The following is a 24,286-nucleotide window of genomic DNA, read 5'->3' as shown; positions in this document are numbered from 1 at the left end:
GAATGAATTTCATAATAGATAGGAACAGGATAATAACAATATTGTTTGTAACATTCGTTATATTAAGTGGCGACGACTCCTGCGGGAATAGCACGTGTCCGCAGATAATGGAGATGTTTACGGACTGGCTAAGGCAGTGCCCGATGCAAAGAAGACACCGTGAGGACGAGTGATAACGCAGAGCAAATAGATGTCGCGCTTGTTCTGTGGTTAAAGCGTTCGCCATTTTAAATAAAACGTACGTCTTTACCGCATCAAATTCGAGTTGTGAAATTGCCTCGAAAAAGAAGAAGAAATTGAATGTATGTGGGGAGGTAAGAAAACTCACAGAAGTGGATGTGAGTCCATGTTGGTGCTGTAAGTAATAGCGAAGGTTTAATGGGTCCTTTCTACCTGTTTTCGTAAAGGGAAAACGGTTCAATCCCCTTCATGAGTGTGATAAAGTGAATGTAAAGAAAATGAAATCTAGTTGTAAAAGGGGATTGGATGGATTGAAGAAACCTAGCGTATTCATTACTTTTTCAATTGTTGGCTTATTTTTAGCGGCATGTTCAGCTACAACGCCGGAAGATTCAATTGAAACCTATATTGAAAATTGGGAAGACCGTAATTACGAAGCTATGTATCAGATGCTAACGGAGGATGCTCAGCAAGCGATAACAGAAGAGGCGTTTGTCGAGCGCTATGAAAATATTTATGATGGACTTGTAAATGATTTTTCAATTGAGGCTTCCTATCCTGAAGAATTCTCAGGTGAGAATCAAGAATCTATTTCTATAAATGTTTCAATGAATACGCTCGTCGGACCGTACGAATTTGAAGAATCTCTTCCGCTCGTATTAAATCAAGAAGAGGAGGAAGCGTGGGAAGTTAATTGGGATCATCATTTAATTTTTCCTCAATTAGGTGAAGATGACACTGTTGATTATCAATCGTCTACACAACAAAGGGGAGAAATTTTTGATCAAGAGGGTCAGGGTTTAGCGCTAAATGGACAAGTTGTGGATTTGGCTATCGTTCCAAATCGTTTTGAAAATGAGGAAGAAGAAATAGCGGAATTAGCTGAACGATTGAATCGGTCCGAAGATTCGATTCGACAAATCCTAGAGCAAGGCTGGGTCCAAGAAGATAGCCTCGTCATTATTGGCCAACTACCGGAATCGGAATTAGAGATGGTGGAAGACATTCACGAAGATGTACCTGGCTTTACGTATCAAATGGGAGAGGGACGTGTGTACCCGTTTGGAGAAGCGGCGGCTCATTTAATTGGCTACATTCGCCCAATCTCAGCTGAACAACTAGAGGAATTGGCAGAGGAAGGTTATAATCAACAATCTTTAATTGGTCAGACTGGATTAGAACGCATAAAAGAAGAACAGTTAAGAGGTACACCTGGAGGCGAAATCTTTATAGTTGGATCTGATGGAGAGCGAAAAGATACAATTGTTGAACAAGAGGCAGTTGATGGGGACAACGTACATTTAACCATTAATATGGATATTCAAGAAGCGTTAATGAACGAACTAGATGGAGAGCCAGGCACGGCTGTAGCACTTCATCCGCAAACAGGAGAAACACTAGCTCTAGTGAGTTCTCCAAGTTATGATCCGAACTTTATGACGGTAGGGCTGTCTAGTTATCAACGCGAGGAGTTAGAAGAGGATGAAGCTGAACCTTTGTTGAATCGGTTTTATAACCGCTTTTCTCCTGGTTCTACAATGAAAGCAGTAACAGCTTCTATTGGTCTTGAAAGCGATACGTTAAATCCCGAAGATACTATGGATGTTCCTGGACATGAATGGCAGCCAGATGACTCGGATTGGGGGAGTTTTCATGTCCGTCGTGTCACGGATCCAAATGGTGCTGTAGATTTATTTGATGCAATGGCTTATTCAGACAATATTTATTTTGCTCAAGCAGCATTAGCACTAGGAGAAGAGCAAATGCAAGCTGGAGCGGAATTATTTGGTTTTGGGGAAACATTTGAGTATGAGTATCCTTTGCAAACCTCGTTGCTGACGGGAGAAAATGGCTTTCAATCAGAAATACAGGTAGCAGATACAGGATATGGACAAGGGGAAATTTTAGTGAACCCCGTTCATTTAGCTTCAATGTTTACGACATTCGTTAATGAAGGCACAATGATAAGGCCAGTATTAGATCAAGATGAGGAAACAGGCCAAATCGCTTTAGAGCCAGTATCATCGGAAACAGCCAACCTTGTAGATGAAACATTAGAAAACGTCGTATCAAGTGAGATTGGAACGGCAGGTTCGTTGCAAAGGGATGGGCATTCAATTGCTGCAAAAACTGGAACGGCCGAGGTTGGAGAAGATACATTAGGTTGGGTCGTAAGTTATGATCGAGACGAGCCGAGTTTGTTGCTTGCAGTTATGCAAGATGGAGTTGGCAGTGGAGATGTTTTACCAATAATTGACCACATCTATGGTCAATTTCTCGATTAATTTATTTCATTCGCTCCGCACATGCCTGTTTACTGGCGCATAGTATACCTCATAACAAGCTAGGAGGTCTAAAAACATGCAACCACCCTATAGGTATGTAAGAAACATGCCACAAGACTACCGTAGACCATATGGATATGGCTATGGAAGAAGACCCTTTTACGGAGGGGGAAATGCGCTGTTAGGTGGCTTTGTTGGAGGTTTAGGCGGTGCTTTAGTGGCGCCATACCTTTTTGGCGGCACTGGGTACGGATATGGGTATGGTGGTTACCCACCATACGGTTATCCACCTTATGGTGGCGGATACTACTATTAGAAAAAAAAGACAACAGCAAAAGCTGTTGTCTTTTCGTTTAACAAGGTTTGCCGCCGCCTGGACCGTAACCTCCGGCACCAAAGCCGCCACCATAACCGCCGCCATAGAAACCTGCACCACCAATAATGATGATGAGAATGAAGAGAACAACGACGATACCGATGGCCCAGCCGCCACCGTAGCCACCACCGCCATAACCAGGACCGTAGCCGCCAGGACCATAACCGCCGGGACCAGGACCATAGCCATAACCTCCACAAGGCGGTGGAGGACAACATGGATTGCCGTAACCAGCTTGATAATAGCTCATATTAAGCACCACCTTTCTTGGTTAGTACACAATATGGCTGTACACCAAGAAAGGTGAAGCACGAACGCAAATTGGGCTAAAGTTAGAACGTTAATGGAAAATGAAAACTCATTGGTATTTTTTGGAATTCTTCATCTTCTAGTAAATGTTCGTTCGTATATGGAGAATAGGTACGGATTTCGACAGTAGACGTATTTGGATGGAAGGTTAAAATACGCATAAAGCCATTTCCACCCTTTTCATAACTTTGATAGTCGGATAATAATTGTACGACGATACGTTCATTAATACCATCTCCGTCTTGGTCTAACCGATCAAATCGTTGGGCATGCCCATGGTAGTGTCCGCTTAAAACGAGTTGAACATTTTCATGTGGAACCACGAGTTTCTCGAAAAGAAGATTTCCATCCTTTGAGCGTTGACCGTCCACTTGTAAATAGCGATGTGTTGCTAAAATTACAGTATGGTCAGAGTGGTCGCTCAACACGTCTTCTGCCCAATTTAAGGTTTCTTGGTCCCAACCAAAACCTAAGTATAAGATAAGCAATTTATGCCGATTTACGACAATCGTATCATAGTGTGCTTCATTATCTTTGTAAGAGTCTTTAAATGCTTTCGTGTTTTTGAACCGTTCATCCCCAAAATACGTTTTAAACATTTTATAGTTTCGATCATTATGTCCGATGTCATGATTCCCTGCTAATACACCATAAGGAATGTTTGCTTCATCTAATTTTTTCATTGCGACATCGGCTTGAACCCACTCAAATTCATTATTCATTCTGTCGACAATGTCACCTGTATGTATGACATATTTGATCGATTCTTCCTTCGCATGTTCAGCAATCCATGATGTCATATGATCGTAAATATAAGGGTATTTTTGTGAATAGTATTGGGTGTCTGACATCCAGACAAAAGAGAATGACTTGTCATTTTTAGCATCAACTGGATGAGAAGACTGAAAGAACATTAATACGGCGAACATTGTAATGAATAAAGACCATGTTTTCTTTTTTAAGATGTACTTCATTTAATCACTCCCTCATCTTTGTAGTGTGTCATTTAGAGGAAATTTTATGTAGTCCCATTGCAAAAGCGACATAAGCTAATTTGCAGAGTTGGATCGCTACATTATGGTAAACTATAAGGAGTGAAGATGTTATGAAGGAGACAACAGATATGTATTTAAAAAAATGGTTTGATAAAGGAATGACCACGCAAGAATATATTGAATCCATGCAGGTAAACCAAGAATCGCTAATCTCCATTTTTCATGGTTACCAACTTAGTCAAGAAGCAAAGCAAGTTACGCAAGCCTCAGTAGGTAAAGGGATAAAAGCGGTTGTACTAACCGCCGATTGGTGTGGCGATGCGATGGTAAATATTCCTGTATTACTGAAATTGACGCAAAATAGCTTAATGGAATGTCGATTTCTCATTAGAGATGAAAATCTAGAGCTCATGGATCAACATTTAACAAACGGGCGAGCTCGTTCAATTCCAATCATTCTTTTTATGAATGAAAAGGGAGAGGAAATTGCAAAATGGGGACCGCGAGCACAAGAAATTGAGGAAGTCGTTTCAAGTTATAAAACTTCTTTACCTGAAAAAGATGCACCAACGTACGAAAAAGAATTTAAAGAGATATTTCTTCCGAAAATGCATCAACTATTTAAAGAGAAATCAACGTGGACGGCTGTTGAAAAAGATCTATTAACTGTGTTCAGAACATTTCCTGCGCTTTAACGGCGGCGAGATGTTAGGTTTTGATTATACTGAAGAGCCTTTGTACGTTTAGAGTCAAAGGCTATTTTCATAAGAGACACAATGTGGAAAGTTGGCATTTTTTATTTATAAAGCGACTGTTAATAAGTAAGATAGAGATGTTACAATATGGAAAAGTACAGATTTAGGGGGATTTAAGCGTTGGAGACCATTTTACATTCGCATATGTTAACAATAGATAAAATAATCGATAATGTAGAAACCGTCATGATAGGGAAACGAAAAGAGATAAAACTTTCACTCGTTGCGTTGTTAGCAGGTGGTCATGTTTTACTAGAAGATGTGCCTGGAGTAGGAAAAACCGTCTTCGTTCGAGCCATGGCTAAAACCATTGGAGGTTCATTCAAACGCATTCAATTTACACCCGATTTGCTTCCTTCAGATGTAACAGGTGTGGCCATTTACAATCAAAAAACTCAATTATTTGAATTTAAGGCAGGACCAATCATTGCGAATGTGGTACTAGCTGATGAAATCAATCGTACTTCACCTAAAACGCAGTCAGCGTTACTCGAAGCTTTAGAAGAGGGGAATGTTACAGTTGATGGTGAAACCATGAATATTCACGCGCCGTTTTTTGTGCTAGCTACGCAGAACCCAATTGAATATGCAGGGACATTTCCATTACCAGAAGCTCAGCTTGATCGTTTTCTGATTAAAATCAATTTAGGGTATCCATCAGTAAAAGAAGAACTTGAGTTATTAAATCGAGTAGAGAAGGAACACCCGATTCATTCAATTACGAATGTGATTGAGTTAGAAGAAGTGATTACACTACAAAAAGTTGCGAGAAACATCTATATAAATGAAGCTGTTAAAACGTATATCGTCAATCTTATTCATGCGACAAGAATGAGTAAAGCGATTGAACTAGGCGCAAGTCCAAGGGCGACGATTGCCCTTATGCGAGCAAGTCAAGCAAATGCGTTAATAAACGGAAAAGATTTCGTGACGCCAGATGACGTGAAAGAAATTGCGTCTTCTGTACTAAGTCACCGGATACGACTGACAAATGAGTCTTTAGTAAAAGAAAAGAAAGTGGAAGAAGTGATCGAAGGCATTCTCGCACATATTCGTGTACCAGTAATGGATAAAAAGGACAATTTTAAATGAATACATCCACGATAAAGCAGGCGAGTCGATTTGTTTTAAGGTGGCTTATAGCCATGGCAATCTTCTCACTTTCTTTTATGTTTGCGATGTTTCAAGGTGGGTTTGTTAGTTGGTTTCTTTTTTACGGGTTGGTGTTTGTCTTTCTTTTTTCCTGCATGATTCCGTTTCTTTCTGTCATTGGCTTAAAGATAGATCGAACGTTGCAAAACAATAGCATTGAAGTAGGGGAAGTTGTAACTGTGGAAGTAACATTGTCCAAGCCTGCTTACATTCCGTTTTTCTATTACCAACTCATTGACCGCACGCCAGACACGTTTATATCTGAAAAAAATGAGCAGCTCTTTTCGTTTTCGTTTGATAACCGGTTCACGCTTTCTTATGATGCAAAGGGTTTGCAAAGAGGGGTGTATCAGTTCAATCAAGCAAGTGTGTATGCCAATGATTTATTCGGATTAATCTGGGTGAAGCGGTCATTACAAGTAAATACCGAAGTCGTTGTTTCACCACCGTTTTATACAATTGCCAACAAACATGAATTATTTGCTTATTCTAGTCAAGCGAAGCATGTTCGAAAAGGCTTAAATGAAGATCTAATTTCGAGCATTAGGCCATACGTTGCAGGAGATCGGTTAAGTAAAATTGACTGGAAACGTTCAGCTGGTGTAAGTGGCCTCTTAACGAAAGAATTTGAAACGGAAGAAGATAAAGGTGTGACTGTTGTTCATTACGCAACAGATGACGATGCGTTTGCCAACCCTTTACAATATGAAGAGAGTATTAAGGATGCGGCTTCGATAACGTCTACGCTCATTCAAGATCGTATACATACAACCTTGTTTGTTTATAACGATGGGTGGATCCGCAAAGAACTCACGCAAAAAAAATGGAAGCACACGTTACGGTTATTTGCCATGATTAATCCAGTCCCACAAACGAAAGCAGATTGGTTCTTGCCTGAAAAAAAAGATGGACTTTATTTCTTCATAACACCTCGTTTGTCAAAGACAATTCTTCATTTGGTTCGTACTACGGCTACGAGTCGCATAAACGTTTATCTCGTAGTAACCGAAGCACTGACACAAGATCATATCCTAGAAGTTCGTAAAGCGGGAGGGCATGTGTTTATCCCCCATCACCATCATGTAAGGGGTGAAAAAAGTGAATCATAACAATCATGCGTTACGCGATTATTTTTTATATGGCCTTGGATTTATTCTATTACTCGAATGGCTCTATCCCGTTCCTTACATTACGAGTGGTGGAGGCGTCACGGCATTTATTGTCATTGCAGCGGTGTTTTTTATTGTTACGCTTTTAAGACTACCGATCATTCTCTCTTTTTTATTAAGAGTAGTTGTTACTGTTGGAGCGTTATTTTGGCTCTTTCCTTCCAGTCAAGGAGCCCAAGAATCTTGGTTTTCCCTAGTGGCACAAGATTTTTTTGATAACATCGTTTATATCCTTGCAGGCAATGTATTAGAGCTCTCTGAATTATTTCGTACGTTTCTATTCATTGTTTTATTATCAATCTTAAGTTATTTGCTTCATTATTGGATCGTTCATGTAAGAAAGATCTTGCTGTTTTTAATTGTAAGCGTTGTTTATGTAGGGGCGATTGACTCATTCACAGAATATAGTGGGGAAGCTTCCATCGTTCGTTTGTTTATAATTGGAATGCTCCTTGTAGTGACGCTTCGTTTATTAAAAAATGGGGAGAAAAATGGCAACTTTTCTTTTGCGAAACTAGGGAAAGTCATGGCTTTTATAAGCGTTTTTATCTTAACTGCCGCTTCTTTAAGTTTTGTGATGCCAAAACCTGAGCCTCAATGGTCAGACCCTGTTCCATTTCTTGAATCTGTATTTGGTTTTGCAAGTGGTGGCACACCGATTCAGCGTATTGGCTATAGTGAAGATGACAGTATGCTAGGTGGTGGATTTGTTCAAGATGACACGCCTGTTTTTGAAGCAACCATGGAGCAGGGGGAGTATTGGAAAGGCGAAACGAAAAATGTTTACACTGGATCTGGTTGGGATTTATCAGTTGATGAAACGAACGAGGGGCATGTATCTCCACCTATACAGCCTGACGAACTTGAACCAGTTGAGCGAGAAGAAAAAGAAGCGCAGCTGCAGTTTTATGGAGAAGGAGAGCAGCGTTTTAATCATTTCTTTTATCCAGGAGAGTTACTCTCAAATGAAATTGAAAATGTTCATACGGAACAAGTTGAACCGGTAGTCATTCATCCGGTATCAAATCAAGCGACTTTCTTAAATGGACAAGCGCCGCCCAATCAGTATGAATTAGCCTACTTTGAGCAAACGTTCCAAATAGCTGCATTGAAAGAAGATGAGGAAGGGTTTTCAGGCCTTGAAATGGATGCGTATACGCAGCTACCTGAAGCGTTACCTGATCGCGTCCAAGAGCTTGCTGAGGAAATAACGGCAACGAGTGAGACTGTCTATGATCAAGTAAGGGCGATTGAACAGTATTTGCGGGGTCCAGAATTTCAATATGAAACAGAGGATGTACCGGTCCCTAGTGCCAATCAAGATTATGTGGACCAATTTTTATTTGAAACGCAAAGAGGCTATTGCGATAATTTTTCAACGGCGATGGCAGTGATGCTTCGAACCCTTGATATTCCGACAAGATGGGTAAAAGGGTTTACGGAAGGTGAACTCATTGAATCAAATGAAGACAATCAATCGTTTTTAATCTCTAACAACAATGCGCATTCTTGGGTGGAAGTTTACTTTCCGAGTGCTGGATGGGTATCGTTTGAACCCACGCCTAGTTTTACTGGCTTTAATTTTGAACAAGAACAACTGGATCTTGAAAATAACGATTTAGAAGAAATTCCGACACCAGAAGAGCAAGAGGATTTTGAGCTGCCTGAAGAAGAAGCGCAGATTGAAGAAGCAGAAGAAGGAACAAATGACGAGGCAGCTTCAAATGATGGACAATCGTATGGTTGGCTTATTGGAACCAGTGTTGGTTTATTCATTGTATTCGGTACGCTTGTGTTTGTTTTCCGAAAGAGACTAAGTACAAGCTATGTAAACCGGAAACAGCGATCTGCTCAATCAGTAGAGGATTACGCACAATCCTTTGAGCGCTTACTGTGGTTGTTACGATTGTATGGAGTGAAACGAACAGAAAACCAAACAATACGGGAGTACGCTCAATATGTAGAAAAAGAGTTGGCGCTTCATGATAGGCCGATGGTGCAGTTGGCAGCAACGTATGAGCAATTTCTATATAGTGACAACAAAGAGCAGTTAAATAAGCAGAAATTTGATGAAAATTGGAAAAAAATGCTGAATCAAATCACTTCTTGACCTGCGGAATACTTGCTTGTTATGATTAAAGTTGAATGAGTTCTATTTAATTATGCACATACTAAAAAGAGTTTGAAAGCTAGCGCGAAATTAGGGCTGCAATTCAATGGAATGTTCATTGTTTTTGTAGCCGTTTTGTTTGCTTAGGACGCTTCATAACTTTTTAAATAAAGGAAGAAAACAGGATAAAGGGTGAATAAGATGCAAGTGACGAATCATGAAACAATTGTTGTTCTTGATTTCGGAGGCCAGTATAATCAATTGATTACACGTCGTATCCGCGACTTAGGCGTGTATAGTGAGCTACACTCTCACAAAATTACGGCTGAAGAAATTAAAGCATTAAATCCAATTGGGATTATTTTCTCTGGTGGACCAAACAGTGCATACGTAGAAGGAGCACCTTCTTGTGATCCAGCTATTTATGATTTAGGTATTCCGATCTTAGGAATATGTTATGGTGTTCAGCTCATGACACACCATTTTGGCGGGAAAGTTGAAAAAGCATCCCACCGTGAGTATGGGAAAGCTGTGTTACATGTAGAAAATCAATCTGACTTATTTAAAGGTTTGCCGATTGAGCAAACGGTTTGGATGAGTCATGGTGATAAAATTATTGCACCACCAGAAGGTTTTACGGTTGACGGTTCAAACCCATCTTGCCCAGTAGCTGCAATGAGCGATGAGTCAAGAAAATTCTATGGTGTTCAATTCCACCCAGAAGTACGTCATTCTGAATTCGGAAATGAATTGCTAAAGAACTTTGCATTCACAATTTGTGGATCTAAAGGCGATTGGTCAATGGAGAATTTCATTGAAGAAGAAATCAAAAAGATTCGTGAGCAAGTCGGCGATCGTCACGTTTTATGTGCGTTAAGCGGTGGCGTTGATTCTTCTGTCGTAGCTGTTTTAATTCATCAAGCAATTGGTGACCAATTAACGTGTATGTTTATTGATCATGGATTACTACGTAAAGATGAAGCTGAGAGTGTCATGGAGACATTCAGTGAAGGCTTCAATATGAATGTCGTCAAAATTGATGCAGCTGATCGCTTCTTAGGAAAACTTAAAGGTGTAACAGACCCTGAGCAAAAGCGTAAAATCATCGGGAATGAATTTATTTACGTGTTCGACGAGGAAGCAGCGAAATTAAAAGATAAGAAAATGGACTTCCTTGCTCAAGGAACTCTTTATACAGATATTATTGAGTCTGGTACGGATACAGCCCAAACGATTAAATCGCACCACAATGTTGGCGGCTTACCAGAAGATATGAGCTTTGAATTAATCGAGCCATTAAATGCTTTATTTAAAGATGAAGTACGTGCCCTCGGTTCAGAACTCGGAATCGCAGATGAAATTGTTTGGCGTCAACCTTTCCCTGGACCAGGTTTAGGCATTCGTGTATTAGGTGAAATTACGGATGAAAAGCTAACCATCGTTCGTGAAAGTGATGCGATTTTGCGTGAAGAAATTAAAAAAGCTGGACTTGAACGTGAAATTTGGCAGTACTTTACTGCGCTTCCAAACATGCGAAGTGTAGGCGTAATGGGCGATGCTCGTACGTATGATTATACTGTAGGTATTCGCGCTGTAACATCGATTGACGGTATGACGTCTGATTGGGCACGTATCCCTTGGGATGTGTTAGAGATTATCTCTACTCGTATTGTGAATGAAGTTGCTCACGTAAACCGTATCGTGTATGACGTAACGAGTAAGCCACCGTCCACAATCGAGTGGGAGTAACACGTTCTTGAGAATTGACAGAAACGCTGGCTTCAATTGGAAAACTACGTTTTAAGTTCTTAAGCTCTCTACAAAGATTGTCGGAAACAATTGAAGCCATCTTCTCTTTTCAATTGAGAAGGTGGCTTTTTTGTGTTGTTGAAGTTATTTTTAGGGTTGTCTCTATCTTGATCTTCTCTAAAATAAGTAACTCGAGGAAGCTCTTAAAATGATATACATGTCTGCAAGTAAAGTGTCCTGCTTAAAAGGCAAAAAAATAAGCAGGCCATGCCTACTTATATCACTTCAATTCCCCAAACATCATTGTCTAAGAGAATAAGATCTAAATTCAATTTTTTTATTTCTAGTTCCGCAGAAGCTAAATCTTTAAACGATTTTATGTTGCAATTGATGGTCTTAGCATTTTCTGCTATACCATTAACGTACCGAACTACTTTGTAAATAAGGCACTCTCCTTAATTAGCCTAGCTTTAGGCTTATGAACAAGTGTCTCATAGATAACGGCAAATAGATAGGGGTTGTAACTTATTTACATACCCTCACACCTTTTGAGTTAAACAAGAATGTTAAGGAAAAGAGAAATGAGGACTCTGACCTTTACATTCCTGCTTTAAATTGAGCCCTAGAGACCATCAGTTGGTTATAGGGCTCTTTTTAATACAGCTTAACGAATAAGATTAAATAAGTGGTCAATGAGGAAAGACCAATGAGTGTAAGAGCATGCTGGGAGGGAAGAGCACATCTAACACTTTGATAAAAGGGATGAAGGCCATAGTTAAGAGAGACTAGGGCGCGAGGGTTGTGCGATTAATTTAAGCACTCACCTCCTTTCAATGATTTACGCAGGACGATAAAGGGACATTTGACCAAAGGGATGGGGACAGAACGATAGAAGGGTGTTTTGTCTAATGAAGTAGAGCCATGTAGGATTTTTGTGTAATTTAATTTTGCAATTAGATAATTCTTCATAACTTTTTAAATACCTCCTATAAAAAGGAAAAAGTTTAAATATTTTTAATTAGGTCATAGGGACTGTTTTCGGCTGTTTTATGTTAGAGGCTTTTGATGATTGATGACACACGTAAAGATCGTTTAAGCAGATAGCTAGTTGATAAACGATTTATCTCGTTTAAGCGGGTGTGTGATTTGGATTTAAGGGTATACGTTTTGTACAGACGTTGAAAAGGAGAGGTTTAAATGGCTTCAGATCAGACAGAAACAATTGGGGAATATTTGTATGAAGCATTACGGAAGGAAGGGATAAAAGACGTATTTGGTGTTCCTGGTGACTATAACTTTGCATTACTTGATACACTAGAACGAACAGACGGAATACGCTTTATTCATAATCGAAATGAATTAAATGCAGGTTATGCCGCGGATGGATATGCCCGTCTGCATGGAATTTCCGCACTTGTTACGGCGTTCGGTGTTGGGGAACTTAGCGCGGCGAACGCAATTGCAGGGGCGAATTGCGAAAATATCCCGATTATTCATATTGTTGGTGCGCCGGACCATGATAAACAAGCAAAAGGTTTACAAGTTCACCATACGTTAATGAATGGCGACTTTGGCGTATTTAAGCGCATGTTCGCAGAAATTTCGGCATACTCGACTGTTGTCACACCAAGCAATGCGAGAACGGAAATAACAAAAACGATTCAACTAGCAAAAGATTACCAGAAACCAGTTTATTTGATGATTGCAGATGACCTTATAAATGAGTTAATAATAGAAGCAGAGACGAACCCAATTGAGGTATTTGAAACCGATCAACAAACCCTTGACCAAGCAATTCGTCACCTTGATGTAAAGTTGAAAGAGAGTAAAAAGCCAGTTTTGCTTGTTGATACGAAAGTAAAGAGTTTTGAATTAGAAAAGATGATGCAAACCGTTACGAAAACGTTCCATATTCCAGTAGCCAGCATGATGTATGGAAAAGGATCGGTCGACGAAAGTTTAGACGAATACATTGGGTTGTACGCAGGAGATTTTGGCAGCCATGAAGTGAGAGACATAGTAGAACAATCTGATTGCGTCATTGGTGTCGGTCTCGTATGGGCAGATACGAACACAGCAAATTTCACTGCATCGATACAAAAAGAACAGCTTATAGACATTCAGCCTCACTATGTAAGAGTTGAGCATGCAACGTATGAGCAGGTAAAGGCGTATGATGTATTGAAACAAATTGGGCAACTCAATCTATCAGAAGATAAATCTTATCAAAGGACGATTTCCTTCCCGTACGGAAGCAGCAAGGAAGTTGAGGACGGGCCATTACGTGCAAAACAGTATTACCCGATGTTGCAAGACTTTATTAAAGAAGAGGATGTTGTTGTTGTCGAAACGGGAACGTTCTTTTATGGAATGTCTCAAGCCCGCATGAAAAAAGGGGTTAGCTATTTAAAGCAAGGCGGCTGGCAGTCGATTGGGTTTGCAACAGCAGCTGCATTCGGAGCGAGTATTGCAGCACCAAGCCGTCGAACTCTTCTTTTTACAGGAGATGGTTCGCTACAGCTAACTGCTCAAGAAATCAGTTCAATGCTTTATTACGATTGTAAGCCAATTATTTTTATCTTAAATAATCAGGGCTACACAATTGAAAAATATTTAAATACGGAAACGAAAGAGCAAGACTACAATGAGATTCCAAAGTGGAATTATGATGCGCTTCTTGAAGGCTTTGGCGGAGGCGCAAGCAGCTTCACGGCGAAAACAACGATGGAACTAAAAGAGGTTCTTCAAAAAGTAAACGATGTTGATCAACTTTGCGTGGTAGAATTAGTTGTTGATGATCCAATGGATGCACCAGACTATGTAAAACAAATTCGAGCATTTAAAAAAGAAGAGTAGCGCTCACGTGAGCGTTACTCTTCTTTATTGGATTATGCGCTTTGTTTCCAGTCAGACACATCGTCTTCTAATGGATGATTGCTTGCTCGACGTTTGCTAGCAGCCCTGAAGAAGAGTACGGTTAACAACACGGTAAAGAGAATACTAATAATGACAGAGACTTGCATCGGTAAATTAAAGCCTATTGGTGCGTTCATAATATAAGCGGTAGCCGTCACACTCATAAACCAAGCTGGAATAATCGCAATCCAGTAGTTTCGGCGAGCGATATATAAGAACATTGCCCCGATCCAAAGTGCAATAACAGCTGTAGATTGGTTTGCCCAGTTAAAATACTGCCATAACATGGTGAAGTCAACAGTCGTTAAGAAAATAGACACAATGAACAATGGTGCTGCGATCCAAATACGGTTCATAATTTTTACTTGTGGTACTTTAATGTAGTCAGCAATAATCATTCGAGCACTACGGAAAGCCGTATCTCCAGACGTAATTGGAAGAATAATTACACCAAGAATCGCTAGTGTACCAACAACTGGACCAAGCATAGCTGTAGAGATTTCTGATACAATTCCACCAGTACCAATGGTCGTAATCAATTCATTCAAACTAACAGGGCCATCAAATAAACTCATTGCCGCAGCTGCCCAAATCATTGCGATCATACCTTCAGCAATCATCATGCCATAAAAAATTCGACGGCCTTGGCTTTCGTTTTGTGTCGTTCTTGAAATGATTGGCGATTGGGTTGCATGGAATCCAGATAATGCACCACATGAGATTGTTAAAAATAACAGTGGGAAAATCGCTGCTCCAGCTGGGTGTGTATTTTCAAGCGATAATTCTGGAATTGGCGCTTGATGCCAAACAAGAGCAATACCAATACCGACAGTACTAAACACTAACAAAGCACCAATATAAGGGTAAATATTTCCGATAATCTTGTTAATTGGTAGAACCGTTGCTAATAAGAAATATATAAAGATAAGTACAACAAAAATGATAACAGGAACAGAACCATTGACTAAGTCATAAAGTAAGTCTGCCGGTGATGCAACGAATACAGTACCAACAAGAAGTAAAAGTAAGATCGAAAAAGCATTTACAACGTGTTTCATTGCTTTTCCTAAAAATCGCCCTGCAAGTTCTGGCAAATGGGCGCCACCGTTTCGAATCGAAATCATACCTGTTAAATAGTCATGTACAGCTCCTGCAAATATACAGCCTAGTACAATCCAGATAAAGGCAACTGGTCCATAAAGCGCACCCATAATCGGACCAAAAATGGGACCGACACCTGCAATACTAATAAGTTGAATTAAGGCATTTTTATTTTTACCCATCGGCAAGTAGTCGACGCCATCAGCTTGTGTATAGGCTGGTGTAGGACGGTCTGCTTTTGGTTGAAAGACTTTTTCTACAAATTTGCCGTACGTTAAATAACCAACAAATAGTAAGACTAAAGCAATTAAAAAAGTAATCATATACGTTCTCCCCTCGCATGATGTGTATGCGGTTTCATGAAGAAAGTATATACAATTTCATGACGGAAATGACGTTTTTTGTCGTGAGATGTCAAAAAATGATGATAAGACGTAGAAAAGTAGAGCCAAGTGGTTGGCTCTACAATTCAATCATTTTGCGCAATGGTTTAACATAATTACGGCTCACTGGTATTTGTTCTTGCATGCCATTTAACGAGAGTTGGTAAGCTCCATTAAACCAAGCGTTCATTTCTGTTATATAAGCAGTATTAACTAAGTAACTTTTATGAACTCGGAAAAAGGAATACGGTGTTAAACGGTATTCTAATTCCTTCAACGTCAATTTTGTTTCAAACACATTCTGGTCCGTTACCATTTTTGTGTTCTTCTCATCCCGATAAGCGTAGAGAATCGCTTCAGGATCAAGAAAGTGAATGGTGTCATCCTTCTCAACGGCTAGCTTGCCTATTGGATTCGCCTTCTCTTGTGAAGATTTGGCCTGTAGTGCTTCTTCAACTTGAGTAATGGTTTCAGCTAGCTGGACTTCGTTAATAGGTTTAACGAGATACCCTTTAGCTTGTAGCTGAAACGCATCAACGGCAAATTGTGGATACGCAGTAGCGAAAACGAGATAAGGGGGCTTTTTCATTTGTTTCATAATCGTAGCGACTTCTTTACCGTTCATTTCTGGCATTTCAATATCTAGAAAAAGTAAATCAGGTTGTAGGTCCATGACTTTTGCGATCGCCTCCTGCCCTGATTGTGCTTCTCCTACAACGACGATATTTGGGAAAAGCCGAAGTAAGTAAATCAACTCTTCTCGTCCATATTTTTCATCGTCCACAATAAGCGTGCGTATTTCTGTATTTGGCATTATGAAAGATCCTCCTTTCTAGTTGTTTTAGGGATATAAAATTCAACCATTGTTCCACTACCAGGTTCCGTGAAAAATTGGAGAGAAGAGCGTTCTCCAAACATCATTTGTAGTCGTTTGTTACTATTGTAGATCCCAATTCCTGTACTTGATTCAGTTTGTTGACCGTGCTCGTGAATATTAACGTCATCAAGCTGAAAACCAGCACCATTATCTCGAACACGTAAACCGACGTCTCGACCGTGGTCAAATACTTCAATAGAAAGCTGGCAGTTCGTTCCTTTATGACGAAATCCATGCTTCACTGCATTTTCAACTAAGGGTTGTAACGTTAACGGTGGAATCTCTGTCGATAAAAATGTTTGATCAATCGAATAGGTGACGGTCAAACGATCTTCAAATCGGACTTCTTCAATCGATAAATAAGCTTGAATATGATGCAGCTCTTCTTTTAAAGTATGTGATTTAATGGTAGTAGCGGACACGTTCTGACGTAAGAATTGCGACAATGAATGAAGCATGGTTCGTGCTTTTGCTGGATCCAAACGGATAAGGGAAATAACCGTATTTAACGTGTTAAATAAGAAGTGTGGACTGATTTGAGCTTGTAAGGCATTCACTTCAGCATCTTTAGCGAGCTGATAAGCACGATCCGCTTCTGCTAATTCAAGCTGACTACTTAATAAGTTTGTAAGTCCAGACAACATCTCCGTTTCAAGTGCCGTAATCTCTTTTTTAGAATGAAAGTAAAATTTTAATGTTCCAACGACCTCATCTCGTATAATGAGAGGCGCGATAACCGCAGCCCCTAAAGGACAGTTGTCTTCTTTGCAATGGATCTCGTCATCTCCAGCAATACTCATTCGCTTCTGTTGAATGACATCTAATGTTAAACGTGTTTGAATATGGCTATTTGCTTTATGGTGATCCGCTCCTACACCAATATGAGCTAAAATCATGCTCTTGTCGGTGATGGCAATCGCGCATGCATTAAGCTCTTTATAAAGGATCTTGCACACTTTATAAGCAGACTCGTTGCTCAAACCGTGCTTTAAATAAACGAGAGTTTGTTCAGCAATTCTTAAGCTTTTCTGTGCTTGTAACGCACCTGCTTTTTGTTCCTCTTTTGCGACGCTTTGAATAATAAGAAAGAACAGTGCACAGCCAATGCCATTGGCAATAATCATTGGTAGTCCAATTAACTGCACAAGTTCGACTGCTTGAGATGTCGGTGTCGCTAGTAAAGCGATTAACCCCATTTGCATGGTTTCGGCTAATGCGCCAAGAGTCATGATTTGCACAGGCTGGTGGATAGCACGAGGATTTTTTTTGCGATAAAAAGCTGCGAGAACACCAGCAAGAATGGAGGCAATTCCACAAGCATATGCCGTAAACCCACCTAAAAACATCCGATGAATTCCTGCAATGAGGCCAGCGCCTAAGCCAACTTTATAGCCACCAAAAAGACCGGCTAGCATGACCCCAATCACACGAAAGTTCGCAATTGCTTCATCATCGGAAATGGAAAACGTGATACGTTGAAGCGCAAGTGTTTCGGGTTGAAACGTCACACCTGAATAGGTGCCAATAATTCCAAAAAGACCAAAAAAGAGAATGGCTGTTGTTTTTTGTTTTGTAGATAATTTACTAGAAGAGGCCATCTTCCGAAAAAAACGGAACCTCGTTGCAATAAACGCTAACATGACGATAAGACCTAGTCTTTCTAACATGAGAAGCAGTAACTCGAACATATGTATTCTCCTATATCTCTTTCAATCGACTCACTTAGTATTTCCTTAACGCTTAAAATTAGCCGAATATCTGTAAGCCCTTTCGCTTAAAACCGTTAAAAAACGCCACAACGTGTGACGTTAAGAATAGGTTGCTATGTGAAGAATTTCATAACTCGAAATTGATGCGAAAAAGACGCACGATCTATTTTGAATGACTATTACGACCTATAATGATATTCATTCATATTAAAGCTCGTATAAAGCGAGTTCTAACTCAATTCGGTGCTTAATTTTAGCGACACACTCTTCGGCTGTTTTTCCATAAATCCGTGTACCGTTCACCATAGCGTATGGACGAACTGCACAAAGACCACAGAACGAAAGGCATTCATTCTCCATAACAGCCACTTCAGGGTATTCTGCTTCAAGCATTTCCTCTAAATCGACGCGACTCATTAGGTTTCCATCACAGACTTCGACAACAATTATGCCCATGTTTTCCACCCTTTCTATCGATATTCATAACTTAAAGAAGTCAATAGTTCATTATATCGGAACAACGATGGAAATTCTAGTAGAAGTGTAGAGGGAGTTTTTGTGAATGAGGGGAGTAGTCGTGGCTTGACAGTTTTTGTAGAATAGAACTAGGACTGAATAAGGGAGTTGAATGTGTTGAAAGACTATAAGTGGGGCATTTTAGGCCTCGGTACGATTGCTCATGATTTTGCAAAAGCACTAAATAAGCACCATGGAAACATATATGCAGTGGCGTCTCGCTCTCAGGAAAAGGCTGAAGCGTTTGCCAAGCCTTACGCTGGTGCTAAAGCTTACGGAGACTATGATCAATTGTTGCAAGATAATCAAGTGGATATTATTTATGTAGCGACACCGCACGTGAATCATTATGAATACATAAAACAAGCGTTGAGCAAAGGAAAGCATGTACTTTGTGAAAAAGCCATTACGGTAAATGCTACTGAACTAAATGAGTTAGTCGCACTTGCGAAAGAGAAGCAGCTTGTCTTAATGGAAGCAATGACGATTTTTCACATGCCGTTGTACCATAAATTAAAAGCGATGATGACGGCCAATCAGCTTGGAGTTGTGAAAACAATTAACGTGACGTTTGGTAGCTACAAACCTTACGATGAAAAAAACCGCTTTTTTAATCCTGAATTAGCTGGCGGGGCATTATTAGATATTGGTACATATGCCCTTTCGTTTGCACGTTATTTTATGTCTGGTCAACCAAATCAAGTGTTTACAACAATGAAACCATCAAGTTCTTTGGTAGATGAGCAATCAGCCATTCTATTAAGAACGAGCCAGGATGAAATGGCGACAATCTCACTCGCATTTCGTGCAAAAATGCCGAAGAGAGGAATGGTCGCTTGTGAAAATGGGTTTGTTACGGTAGAGGATTTCCCAAGAGCTCAAGAAGCAACCATTCATTGGTTAGATGGGCGAACAGAAGTGATAAGAATGAACGATTCAGATGCACTTATTAATGAAATCATTGCTATGGAACAAACAATATCGGGAAATGATTGCTCCTACTTGAACGTAACAAGAGACGTTATGAAAGTAATGGACGAGGTTCGGTCCCAATGGGAGATTGAACGTCGCAATAAATAAAGGTTTAAAGAATTTGTAAAACGTCTATACACATAGTACAGAAACATAAGGAGGCGTTTTACATGAGTAGTAACGGAGCTGGCGATAAAGCAAAGGGTGCAGGCAATAAAGCAAAAGGTGCAGTTAAAGATGCAGTTGGAAATGTAACAAATAATAAAAAAATGCAAGCTGAAGGTAAGAAAGATAAAGTAAAAGGCGAAACACAAGACGCTAAAGGCGATGTGAAAAACAAAGCGAACAACTAAAGCGTGTCTTAAAAGGTGATGCAAAAGAATCTTCATGAATGCTCGTTCATGAAGATTTTTTATGTGCATGAAAGTCGGACAGCATCATCGAACTTTTACTTTGTGGAGTCTGTATAATGCTTAACAATTTCATGAAGTTTAAGCGCATGACGAACTTCTCCATCAACTTTTAATTGCCCTGTCATGTAAGCAACGGTAGGATTCCATGTTCCTTCTAATAATTTGTGCAAATTGCTTTCGCTCATTTTTAAAATACAGGCTTCTTCACTATAAGGAGGTTCTTTATCCACCTGTACAGTTCCGTCGGAAAATTGGACACCATATCGAGCCTGTGGCTTTAACTCAAATTGGTAGTGTCGGTTTAAACCGTTAATTTTTTCTGGGTTTTTGTTCATTTTCTCTGCGAGTTGGAGTAATCTTTTTTCAGTCGACAAGTTCTTCGCCCCTTTATGAATGAGTATTCATTCAATTATAGCTTATTTTCAATTAGCTGAAAAGATTAGTGAGGACTTTTTATTTATTTGCAAATCCTTCTCTATTAAAATTAGCAAGCGCTTGCGAGTCTAAAATAGAGGGGCATGAAGATGGCATTTAATTGGGCAAGAACACTAAGAGCTGGAATGAGTGGAGAAGATGTACGTGAATTACAAATTCGAATTGCTGGATATGCATCTGCATCACCTAGCAGAACACATATTACCGTAGATGGGCAATTCGGACCGGCTACTGAAGGAGCTGTTCGTCGTTTTCAGACGAGTTACAATTTAAGTGCCGATGGTGTAGCTGGTCCACAAACCCATACTGCGCTAAACAACTTAGAAGCAGCAGATGGTTCAACTAGACATTTCAATTGGAGTGAATTTCATTCTCGAGATGGTTCTCGTTTTTCTGGAGGGGCATTATCTGCAACGCAAATTCAAGAGAATGTTCGACGGTTAATGTACAAACTAGAAGCAAAGCGTCGTAAGCTTGGTAACATTGCCCTAACGATTAATTCTGGATTTCGAAGCCGGAGCCACAACTCAAGTGTAGGTGGTGCAAGCAATAGCATGCATTTATACGGGTCTGCTGCGGATGTATCGTCATCGATCACACCAACTCAGAAAGCAAATATAGCTAGAACATGTGGTTTTAGTGGGATTATTATTTACCAGACGTTTACACATGTGGATAGCCGTGCAGAAACAACTGGGGCAGGCTATTATTGGCCATAAAAATTAAGCGAGTGTGCTTGCACTCGCTTTCTTAATGTATCATAATGAAAGCGCTATTAAATTGCGACTAAGACATAGGAGAGGGTAATTTGGAGACTGTAAAAGCTGGGATAGTTGGCTGTGGAAACATTAGTGATATTTATTTTCAATTGAATCAGCGCTTTGATGGAATAAACGTAATTGCTTGTACAGATGTAAATATGGCTCAAGCTACGAAGAAAGCGGATCAGTACACAGATGTTGAAGCTTTAACAATGGACGATTTTTTTAAAGATGAACGAATTGAAGTAGTCATTAATTTAACGATTCCAACCGCTCATTATGTCGTACATAAGCGTGCATTAGAATCGGGGAAACATTCTTACGGGGAAAAACCGCTAGCGTTAACGTTAGGCGAAGCACAGGAGCTACGTCAACTTGCCAAGAAGAAAAAGCTCTATTTAGGGGCAGCGCCAGATACATTTTTAGGAGGGGGATTACAAACTGCGAAAAAGCTTATTGAAGATGGTTGGATTGGGAAGCCAGTGTCAGCGAACGGTTTTATGATGAGTCATGGACCGGAGGATTGGCATCCAAATCCAGAATTTTTTTATAAAGAAGGTGCTGGACCGTTATTTGATATGGGTCCTTACTATTTAACAGCCTTGACTTCCCTTTTAGGACCCATGAAGCGACTCACGTCTTCGGCTGGAAAAGCCTACGATCAGCGTCAAATTACTTCAGCAGCTAAGTACGGAGAATTGATAGACGTTGATGTAGCGACTCATATAGCTAGTGTCATCGATTTTGAAAATGGCGCAATTGCTACTTTACTTACAAGTTTTGATGTGTGGGGTTCTAATGCGCCTAACCTAGAAATTCACGGAACACTCGGCTCACTTCTTTTACCTGACCCGAATACATTCGGAGGTCCACTTTTATATAAGAGACAGGGTGAATTAGCCTTTAAAGAAGTGCCGCTTACATATGGGTTTCAAGAAAATAATCGAGGACTTGGTGTGCTAGATATGGTTATGGCCATTCGAGAGAAGCGCCTACATCGCGCAAATGATGCACTAGCATATCATGTACTAGAAGCGATGTATGGACTGCTAGAGGCATCGGAAAGCGGGCGGCACTATCAAATGACAAGCACCTGTGAACAACCCTCTATTCTTCCATTAACGATGACTGCACGAGGATTTTGATGTACGGTAGTGTTCTTCTCTTACTAATTGAGAGGAGCACTTTTTTATTTGGAGACAACGCTTTGTATAAACTGCAAAAGTAAGCTACAATAAAAGCAATTTGATTAAAGCGAGGAGGCGTTGACGTGAGTTACGAATTAGATGAGAAGTTTAAGCTTTTTACCCTGCACTCAAACCCGTTGTTAACAAAAGAAGTTGCGGATCGACTTGGATGCTCAATCGGCCAATGTACAGTCAATCGATTTAGTGATGGAGAAATTCAGATACATATTCAAGAAAGTGTTCGCGGGGCAAAAGTATTTGTCGTGCAGTCAACCGCTCAGCCTGGAAATGAACATGTTGTAGAATTATTAATTATGATTGATGCGTTAAAACGAGCGTCAGCACGTGAGATTAATGTTGTCATTCCTTACTATGGGTATGCCAGACAAGATCGAAAAGCCCGTTCAAGAGAACCAATTGCTGCGAAACTAATTGCAAACTTACTTGAAGCTGCTGGCGCTGATCGAATGGTGACGGTAGATCTCCATGCACCGCAAATACAAGGCTTTTTTAATCTTCCTGTTGACCCGCTTCAGGGGTTGCCGCTTCTTGCGCAACATTATGTGAAAAAGAATTTGGCTAACCCTGTAGTCGTTGCACCAAATACCTCTGGCTTGGGGAGGGCGAGAAAGCTAGCTGAATACATTGATGCACCAATCGCATTTGTCGACAAGCGTCACCCAGAACCTGGTTTTCCACAAGCGATTGAAATTGTTGGGGATGTAAAAGGAATGAATGCGATTATTATTGATGATCTTATTGATACAGCGGCAACCGTTACTTTAGCAGCAAATGCACTTGTGGAACATGGTGCGCAGGACGTGTATACATGCTGTACGCATCCTGTTTTAACAGGACCAGCAATTGAACGGTTACGCATTGCACCAATTAAAGAAATTGTCGTAACGAATACCATTGAAATGCCTGACGATAAGAAGCTTGATAACATGACGATCTTATCGATGGCCGATTTGCTTGCCGATGCGATATATCGAATCTATAAAGAACAATCGGTTAGTAAATTGTTTAAATAACTGTCTAATGTGTGGGTTTTAAAGGAGTGGAAGAGAGAAATGTATAAATTAATTGCGATTGATATGGATGGAACATTATTAAATGATCAGCATCATGTAACACCGGGAGTGAAGGAAGCTCTTCAACAAGCGAAAGCGGAAGGAGCGACGGTCGTTCTTTGTACAGGCAGACCGTTAGGCGGCGTGACACGGTATTTACTTGAGCTTGAATTAACGACGGAAGATGATTATGTCATTGCTTATAATGGTGCCCTTGTTCAAAATACGCACACAAATGAGAATGTGGTTTCGTTGACGCTTGGGTTTCAAGACTTACTCGACTTATCGAATGTTGCCGCTGATTTACAAACGCCGATGCATTTTTTTGATCAACAAAAGCTGTATACCCTCGATAAAGATGTCTCTCCTTATACGGTCTATGAATCATACGTGACGCAAGTTCCGTTAAGTTTTCGAACAAAAGAAGAGCTCGATAAAGACATCGTCTTGCCGAAAATTATGTTTATTGATGATCCGGAAAAGCTTGAGAAAACAAAAGCTTCTATTCCGAGTCATATTAAAGAACGGTATGAAATGGTCCAAAGTGCCCCGTTCTTTTTAGAAATTCTTCATCCAGAAGCAAGCAAAGGGAATGCCGTGAAACATTTAGCAGAAAAGCTTGGGATTACTCAAGAAGAAGTCATGTGTATTGGAGATAACGGCAATGACTTATCAATGATTCAATATGCTGGGTGTGGAGTGGCGATGGAAAATGCCATTCCAGCATTAAAGGAAGCTGCTGACTTTATTACAAAATCAAATAATGAAGATGGTGTGGCTTACGCAATTCAAACGAAAATGCGCAAGTCATAGCAACAGGAAAAACATTGCAGTAGTCGCAATGTTTTTTCTTGTTTAAAGGG

The 24,286-nt window shown here is 40.1% G+C and carries 21 protein-coding genes; 14 read left to right on the top strand and 7 right to left on the bottom strand.

Going from position 1 to position 24,286, the window contains the following annotated elements; all coding sequences use genetic code 11:
* Positions 1-491 precede the first annotated feature (491 nt).
* Together ABC361_RS15755 and ABC361_RS15750 are read left to right on the top strand one after the other, a co-directional pair.
* Positions 492-2,465 carry a penicillin-binding transpeptidase domain-containing protein gene (locus ABC361_RS15755; protein ID WP_413074831.1) on the top strand — a complete coding sequence of 658 codons (1,974 nt, stop codon included), beginning with the start codon at positions 492-494 and terminating at the stop codon, positions 2,463-2,465.
* A 76-nt stretch (positions 2,466-2,541) separates the two neighbouring features.
* The gene (locus tag ABC361_RS15750; RefSeq protein WP_413074830.1) at positions 2,542-2,781 is read left to right on the top strand and encodes a spore coat protein; all 240 of its coding nucleotides are present in this window, start codon (positions 2,542-2,544) and stop codon (positions 2,779-2,781) included.
* 37 nt (positions 2,782-2,818) lie between these two features.
* Here ABC361_RS15750 and ABC361_RS15745 read toward each other — a convergent pair whose 3' ends face one another.
* Both ABC361_RS15745 and ABC361_RS15740 read right to left on the bottom strand, forming a co-directional pair.
* On the bottom strand, positions 2,819-3,100 hold the full coding sequence (locus ABC361_RS15745) for a hypothetical protein (RefSeq protein ID WP_413074829.1): 282 nt from the start codon (positions 3,098-3,100) through the stop codon (positions 2,819-2,821).
* Between the two features lie 73 nt (positions 3,101-3,173).
* Positions 3,174-4,124 carry a metallophosphoesterase gene (locus ABC361_RS15740; RefSeq protein WP_413074828.1) on the bottom strand — a complete coding sequence of 317 codons (951 nt, stop codon included), beginning with the start codon at positions 4,122-4,124 and terminating at the stop codon, positions 3,174-3,176.
* A gap of 131 nt (positions 4,125-4,255) precedes the next feature.
* Between ABC361_RS15740 and ABC361_RS15735 the strand changes: the two genes are divergently transcribed.
* The 6 genes from ABC361_RS15735 (at position 4,256) to ABC361_RS15710 (ending at position 13,936) form a co-directional block, all read left to right on the top strand.
* The gene (locus ABC361_RS15735) at positions 4,256-4,840 is read left to right on the top strand and encodes a thioredoxin family protein (protein ID WP_413074827.1); all 585 of its coding nucleotides are present in this window, start codon (positions 4,256-4,258) and stop codon (positions 4,838-4,840) included.
* Between the two features lie 204 nt (positions 4,841-5,044).
* Positions 5,045-5,992 (top strand): AAA family ATPase, encoded by a 948-nt coding sequence (locus ABC361_RS15730; RefSeq protein ID WP_413075788.1) that lies wholly within the window; start codon positions 5,045-5,047, stop codon positions 5,990-5,992.
* Complete coding sequence (locus ABC361_RS15725; protein WP_413074826.1) at positions 5,989-7,161, top strand: DUF58 domain-containing protein; 1,173 nt, start codon at positions 5,989-5,991, stop codon at positions 7,159-7,161. The genes ABC361_RS15730 and ABC361_RS15725 overlap by 4 nt, the downstream gene beginning before the upstream one ends.
* Positions 7,151-9,331: a transglutaminase TgpA family protein gene (locus tag ABC361_RS15720; RefSeq protein ID WP_413074825.1), complete on the top strand. Its 2,181-nt coding sequence runs from the start codon at positions 7,151-7,153 to the stop codon at positions 9,329-9,331. The genes ABC361_RS15725 and ABC361_RS15720 overlap by 11 nt, the downstream gene beginning before the upstream one ends.
* A 201-nt stretch (positions 9,332-9,532) precedes the next feature.
* Positions 9,533-11,080: a glutamine-hydrolyzing GMP synthase gene (gene guaA / locus ABC361_RS15715; protein ID WP_413074824.1), complete on the top strand. Its 1,548-nt coding sequence runs from the start codon at positions 9,533-9,535 to the stop codon at positions 11,078-11,080.
* Between the two features lie 1,197 nt (positions 11,081-12,277).
* Positions 12,278-13,936 carry an alpha-keto acid decarboxylase family protein gene (locus ABC361_RS15710; protein WP_413074823.1) on the top strand — a complete coding sequence of 553 codons (1,659 nt, stop codon included), beginning with the start codon at positions 12,278-12,280 and terminating at the stop codon, positions 13,934-13,936.
* Positions 13,937-13,968: 32 nt separating this feature from the next.
* Here ABC361_RS15710 and ABC361_RS15705 read toward each other — a convergent pair whose 3' ends face one another.
* The 4 genes from ABC361_RS15705 to ABC361_RS15690 all read right to left on the bottom strand — a co-directional run bounded on the left by ABC361_RS15705 (position 13,969) and on the right by ABC361_RS15690 (position 18,522).
* Positions 13,969-15,420 carry a carbon starvation CstA family protein gene (locus ABC361_RS15705; protein ID WP_413074822.1) on the bottom strand — a complete coding sequence of 484 codons (1,452 nt, stop codon included), beginning with the start codon at positions 15,418-15,420 and terminating at the stop codon, positions 13,969-13,971.
* Positions 15,421-15,559: 139 nt separating this feature from the next.
* The gene (locus ABC361_RS15700) at positions 15,560-16,294 is read right to left on the bottom strand and encodes a LytR/AlgR family response regulator transcription factor (protein WP_413074821.1); all 735 of its coding nucleotides are present in this window, start codon (positions 16,292-16,294) and stop codon (positions 15,560-15,562) included.
* Entirely contained in the window at positions 16,294-18,045 is a 1,752-nt protein-coding gene (locus tag ABC361_RS15695) for a LytS/YhcK type 5TM receptor domain-containing protein (RefSeq protein WP_413074820.1), read from the bottom strand. Before ABC361_RS15695 ends, ABC361_RS15700 begins: the two co-directional genes overlap by 1 nt.
* Before the next feature lie 228 nt (positions 18,046-18,273).
* Positions 18,274-18,522: a YuzB family protein gene (locus ABC361_RS15690; protein WP_099302007.1), complete on the bottom strand. Its 249-nt coding sequence runs from the start codon at positions 18,520-18,522 to the stop codon at positions 18,274-18,276.
* Between the two features lie 177 nt (positions 18,523-18,699).
* Between ABC361_RS15690 and ABC361_RS15685 the strand changes: the two genes are divergently transcribed.
* Positions 18,700-19,662, top strand: a complete 963-nt coding sequence (locus tag ABC361_RS15685; protein ID WP_413074819.1) for a Gfo/Idh/MocA family protein — start codon at positions 18,700-18,702, stop codon at positions 19,660-19,662.
* Between the two features lie 62 nt (positions 19,663-19,724).
* On the top strand, positions 19,725-19,907 hold the full coding sequence (locus tag ABC361_RS15680) for a CsbD family protein (protein ID WP_413074818.1): 183 nt from the start codon (positions 19,725-19,727) through the stop codon (positions 19,905-19,907).
* A gap of 95 nt (positions 19,908-20,002) precedes the next feature.
* On the opposite strand, the gene ABC361_RS15675 is transcribed toward ABC361_RS15680, so the two are convergent.
* Positions 20,003-20,341: an SCP2 sterol-binding domain-containing protein gene (locus tag ABC361_RS15675; RefSeq protein WP_413074817.1), complete on the bottom strand. Its 339-nt coding sequence runs from the start codon at positions 20,339-20,341 to the stop codon at positions 20,003-20,005.
* A 150-nt stretch (positions 20,342-20,491) separates the two neighbouring features.
* Here ABC361_RS15675 and ABC361_RS15670 point away from each other — a divergent pair, with 150 nt between their 5' ends.
* The 4 genes from ABC361_RS15670 to yidA all read left to right on the top strand — a co-directional run bounded on the left by ABC361_RS15670 (position 20,492) and on the right by yidA (position 24,236).
* Positions 20,492-21,121, top strand: a complete 630-nt coding sequence (locus ABC361_RS15670) for a D-Ala-D-Ala carboxypeptidase family metallohydrolase (RefSeq protein ID WP_413074816.1) — start codon at positions 20,492-20,494, stop codon at positions 21,119-21,121.
* A gap of 89 nt (positions 21,122-21,210) precedes the next feature.
* Positions 21,211-22,308 carry a Gfo/Idh/MocA family protein gene (locus ABC361_RS15665; protein WP_413074815.1) on the top strand — a complete coding sequence of 366 codons (1,098 nt, stop codon included), beginning with the start codon at positions 21,211-21,213 and terminating at the stop codon, positions 22,306-22,308.
* A 125-nt stretch (positions 22,309-22,433) separates the two neighbouring features.
* Entirely contained in the window at positions 22,434-23,384 is a 951-nt protein-coding gene (locus tag ABC361_RS15660; RefSeq protein ID WP_413074814.1) for a ribose-phosphate diphosphokinase, read from the top strand.
* A gap of 39 nt (positions 23,385-23,423) precedes the next feature.
* Entirely contained in the window at positions 23,424-24,236 is an 813-nt protein-coding gene (gene yidA, locus ABC361_RS15655) for a sugar-phosphatase (protein WP_413074813.1), read from the top strand.
* The last annotated feature ends 50 nt before the right edge of the window (positions 24,237-24,286 follow it).

It is taken from the genome of Shouchella phoenicis (assembly GCF_047238345.1).
Classification (GTDB): domain Bacteria; phylum Bacillota; class Bacilli; order Bacillales; family Bacillaceae_D; genus Shouchella.
The sequence above is the reverse complement of the archived record's forward strand: the minus strand, read 5'-3'. Positions and strand labels throughout refer to the sequence as shown.

Excerpts from the sequence above, each read along its gene's own strand:
- ABC361_RS15730 (WP_413075788.1), top strand. The coding sequence starts at position 5,045 with ATGTTAACAATAGATAAAATAATCGATAATGTAGAAACCGTCATGATA.
- ABC361_RS15705 (WP_413074822.1), bottom strand. The coding sequence starts at position 15,420 with ATGATTACTTTTTTAATTGCTTTAGTCTTACTATTTGTTGGTTATTTA.
- ABC361_RS15735 (WP_413074827.1), top strand. The coding sequence starts at position 4,256 with ATGAAGGAGACAACAGATATGTATTTAAAAAAATGGTTTGATAAAGGA.
- ABC361_RS15710 (WP_413074823.1), top strand. The coding sequence starts at position 12,278 with ATGGCTTCAGATCAGACAGAAACAATTGGGGAATATTTGTATGAAGCA.
- ABC361_RS15750 (WP_413074830.1), top strand. The coding sequence starts at position 2,542 with ATGCAACCACCCTATAGGTATGTAAGAAACATGCCACAAGACTACCGT.
- ABC361_RS15670 (WP_413074816.1), top strand. The coding sequence starts at position 20,492 with ATGGCATTTAATTGGGCAAGAACACTAAGAGCTGGAATGAGTGGAGAA.
- guaA (WP_413074824.1), top strand. The coding sequence starts at position 9,533 with ATGCAAGTGACGAATCATGAAACAATTGTTGTTCTTGATTTCGGAGGC.
- ABC361_RS15680 (WP_413074818.1), top strand. The coding sequence starts at position 19,725 with ATGAGTAGTAACGGAGCTGGCGATAAAGCAAAGGGTGCAGGCAATAAA.
- ABC361_RS15725 (WP_413074826.1), top strand. The coding sequence starts at position 5,989 with ATGAATACATCCACGATAAAGCAGGCGAGTCGATTTGTTTTAAGGTGG.
- yidA (WP_413074813.1), top strand. The coding sequence starts at position 23,424 with ATGTATAAATTAATTGCGATTGATATGGATGGAACATTATTAAATGAT.
- ABC361_RS15695 (WP_413074820.1), bottom strand. The coding sequence starts at position 18,045 with ATGTTCGAGTTACTGCTTCTCATGTTAGAAAGACTAGGTCTTATCGTC.
- ABC361_RS15690 (WP_099302007.1), bottom strand. The coding sequence starts at position 18,522 with ATGGGCATAATTGTTGTCGAAGTCTGTGATGGAAACCTAATGAGTCGC.
- ABC361_RS15700 (WP_413074821.1), bottom strand. The coding sequence starts at position 16,294 with ATGCCAAATACAGAAATACGCACGCTTATTGTGGACGATGAAAAATAT.
- ABC361_RS15740 (WP_413074828.1), bottom strand. The coding sequence starts at position 4,124 with ATGAAGTACATCTTAAAAAAGAAAACATGGTCTTTATTCATTACAATG.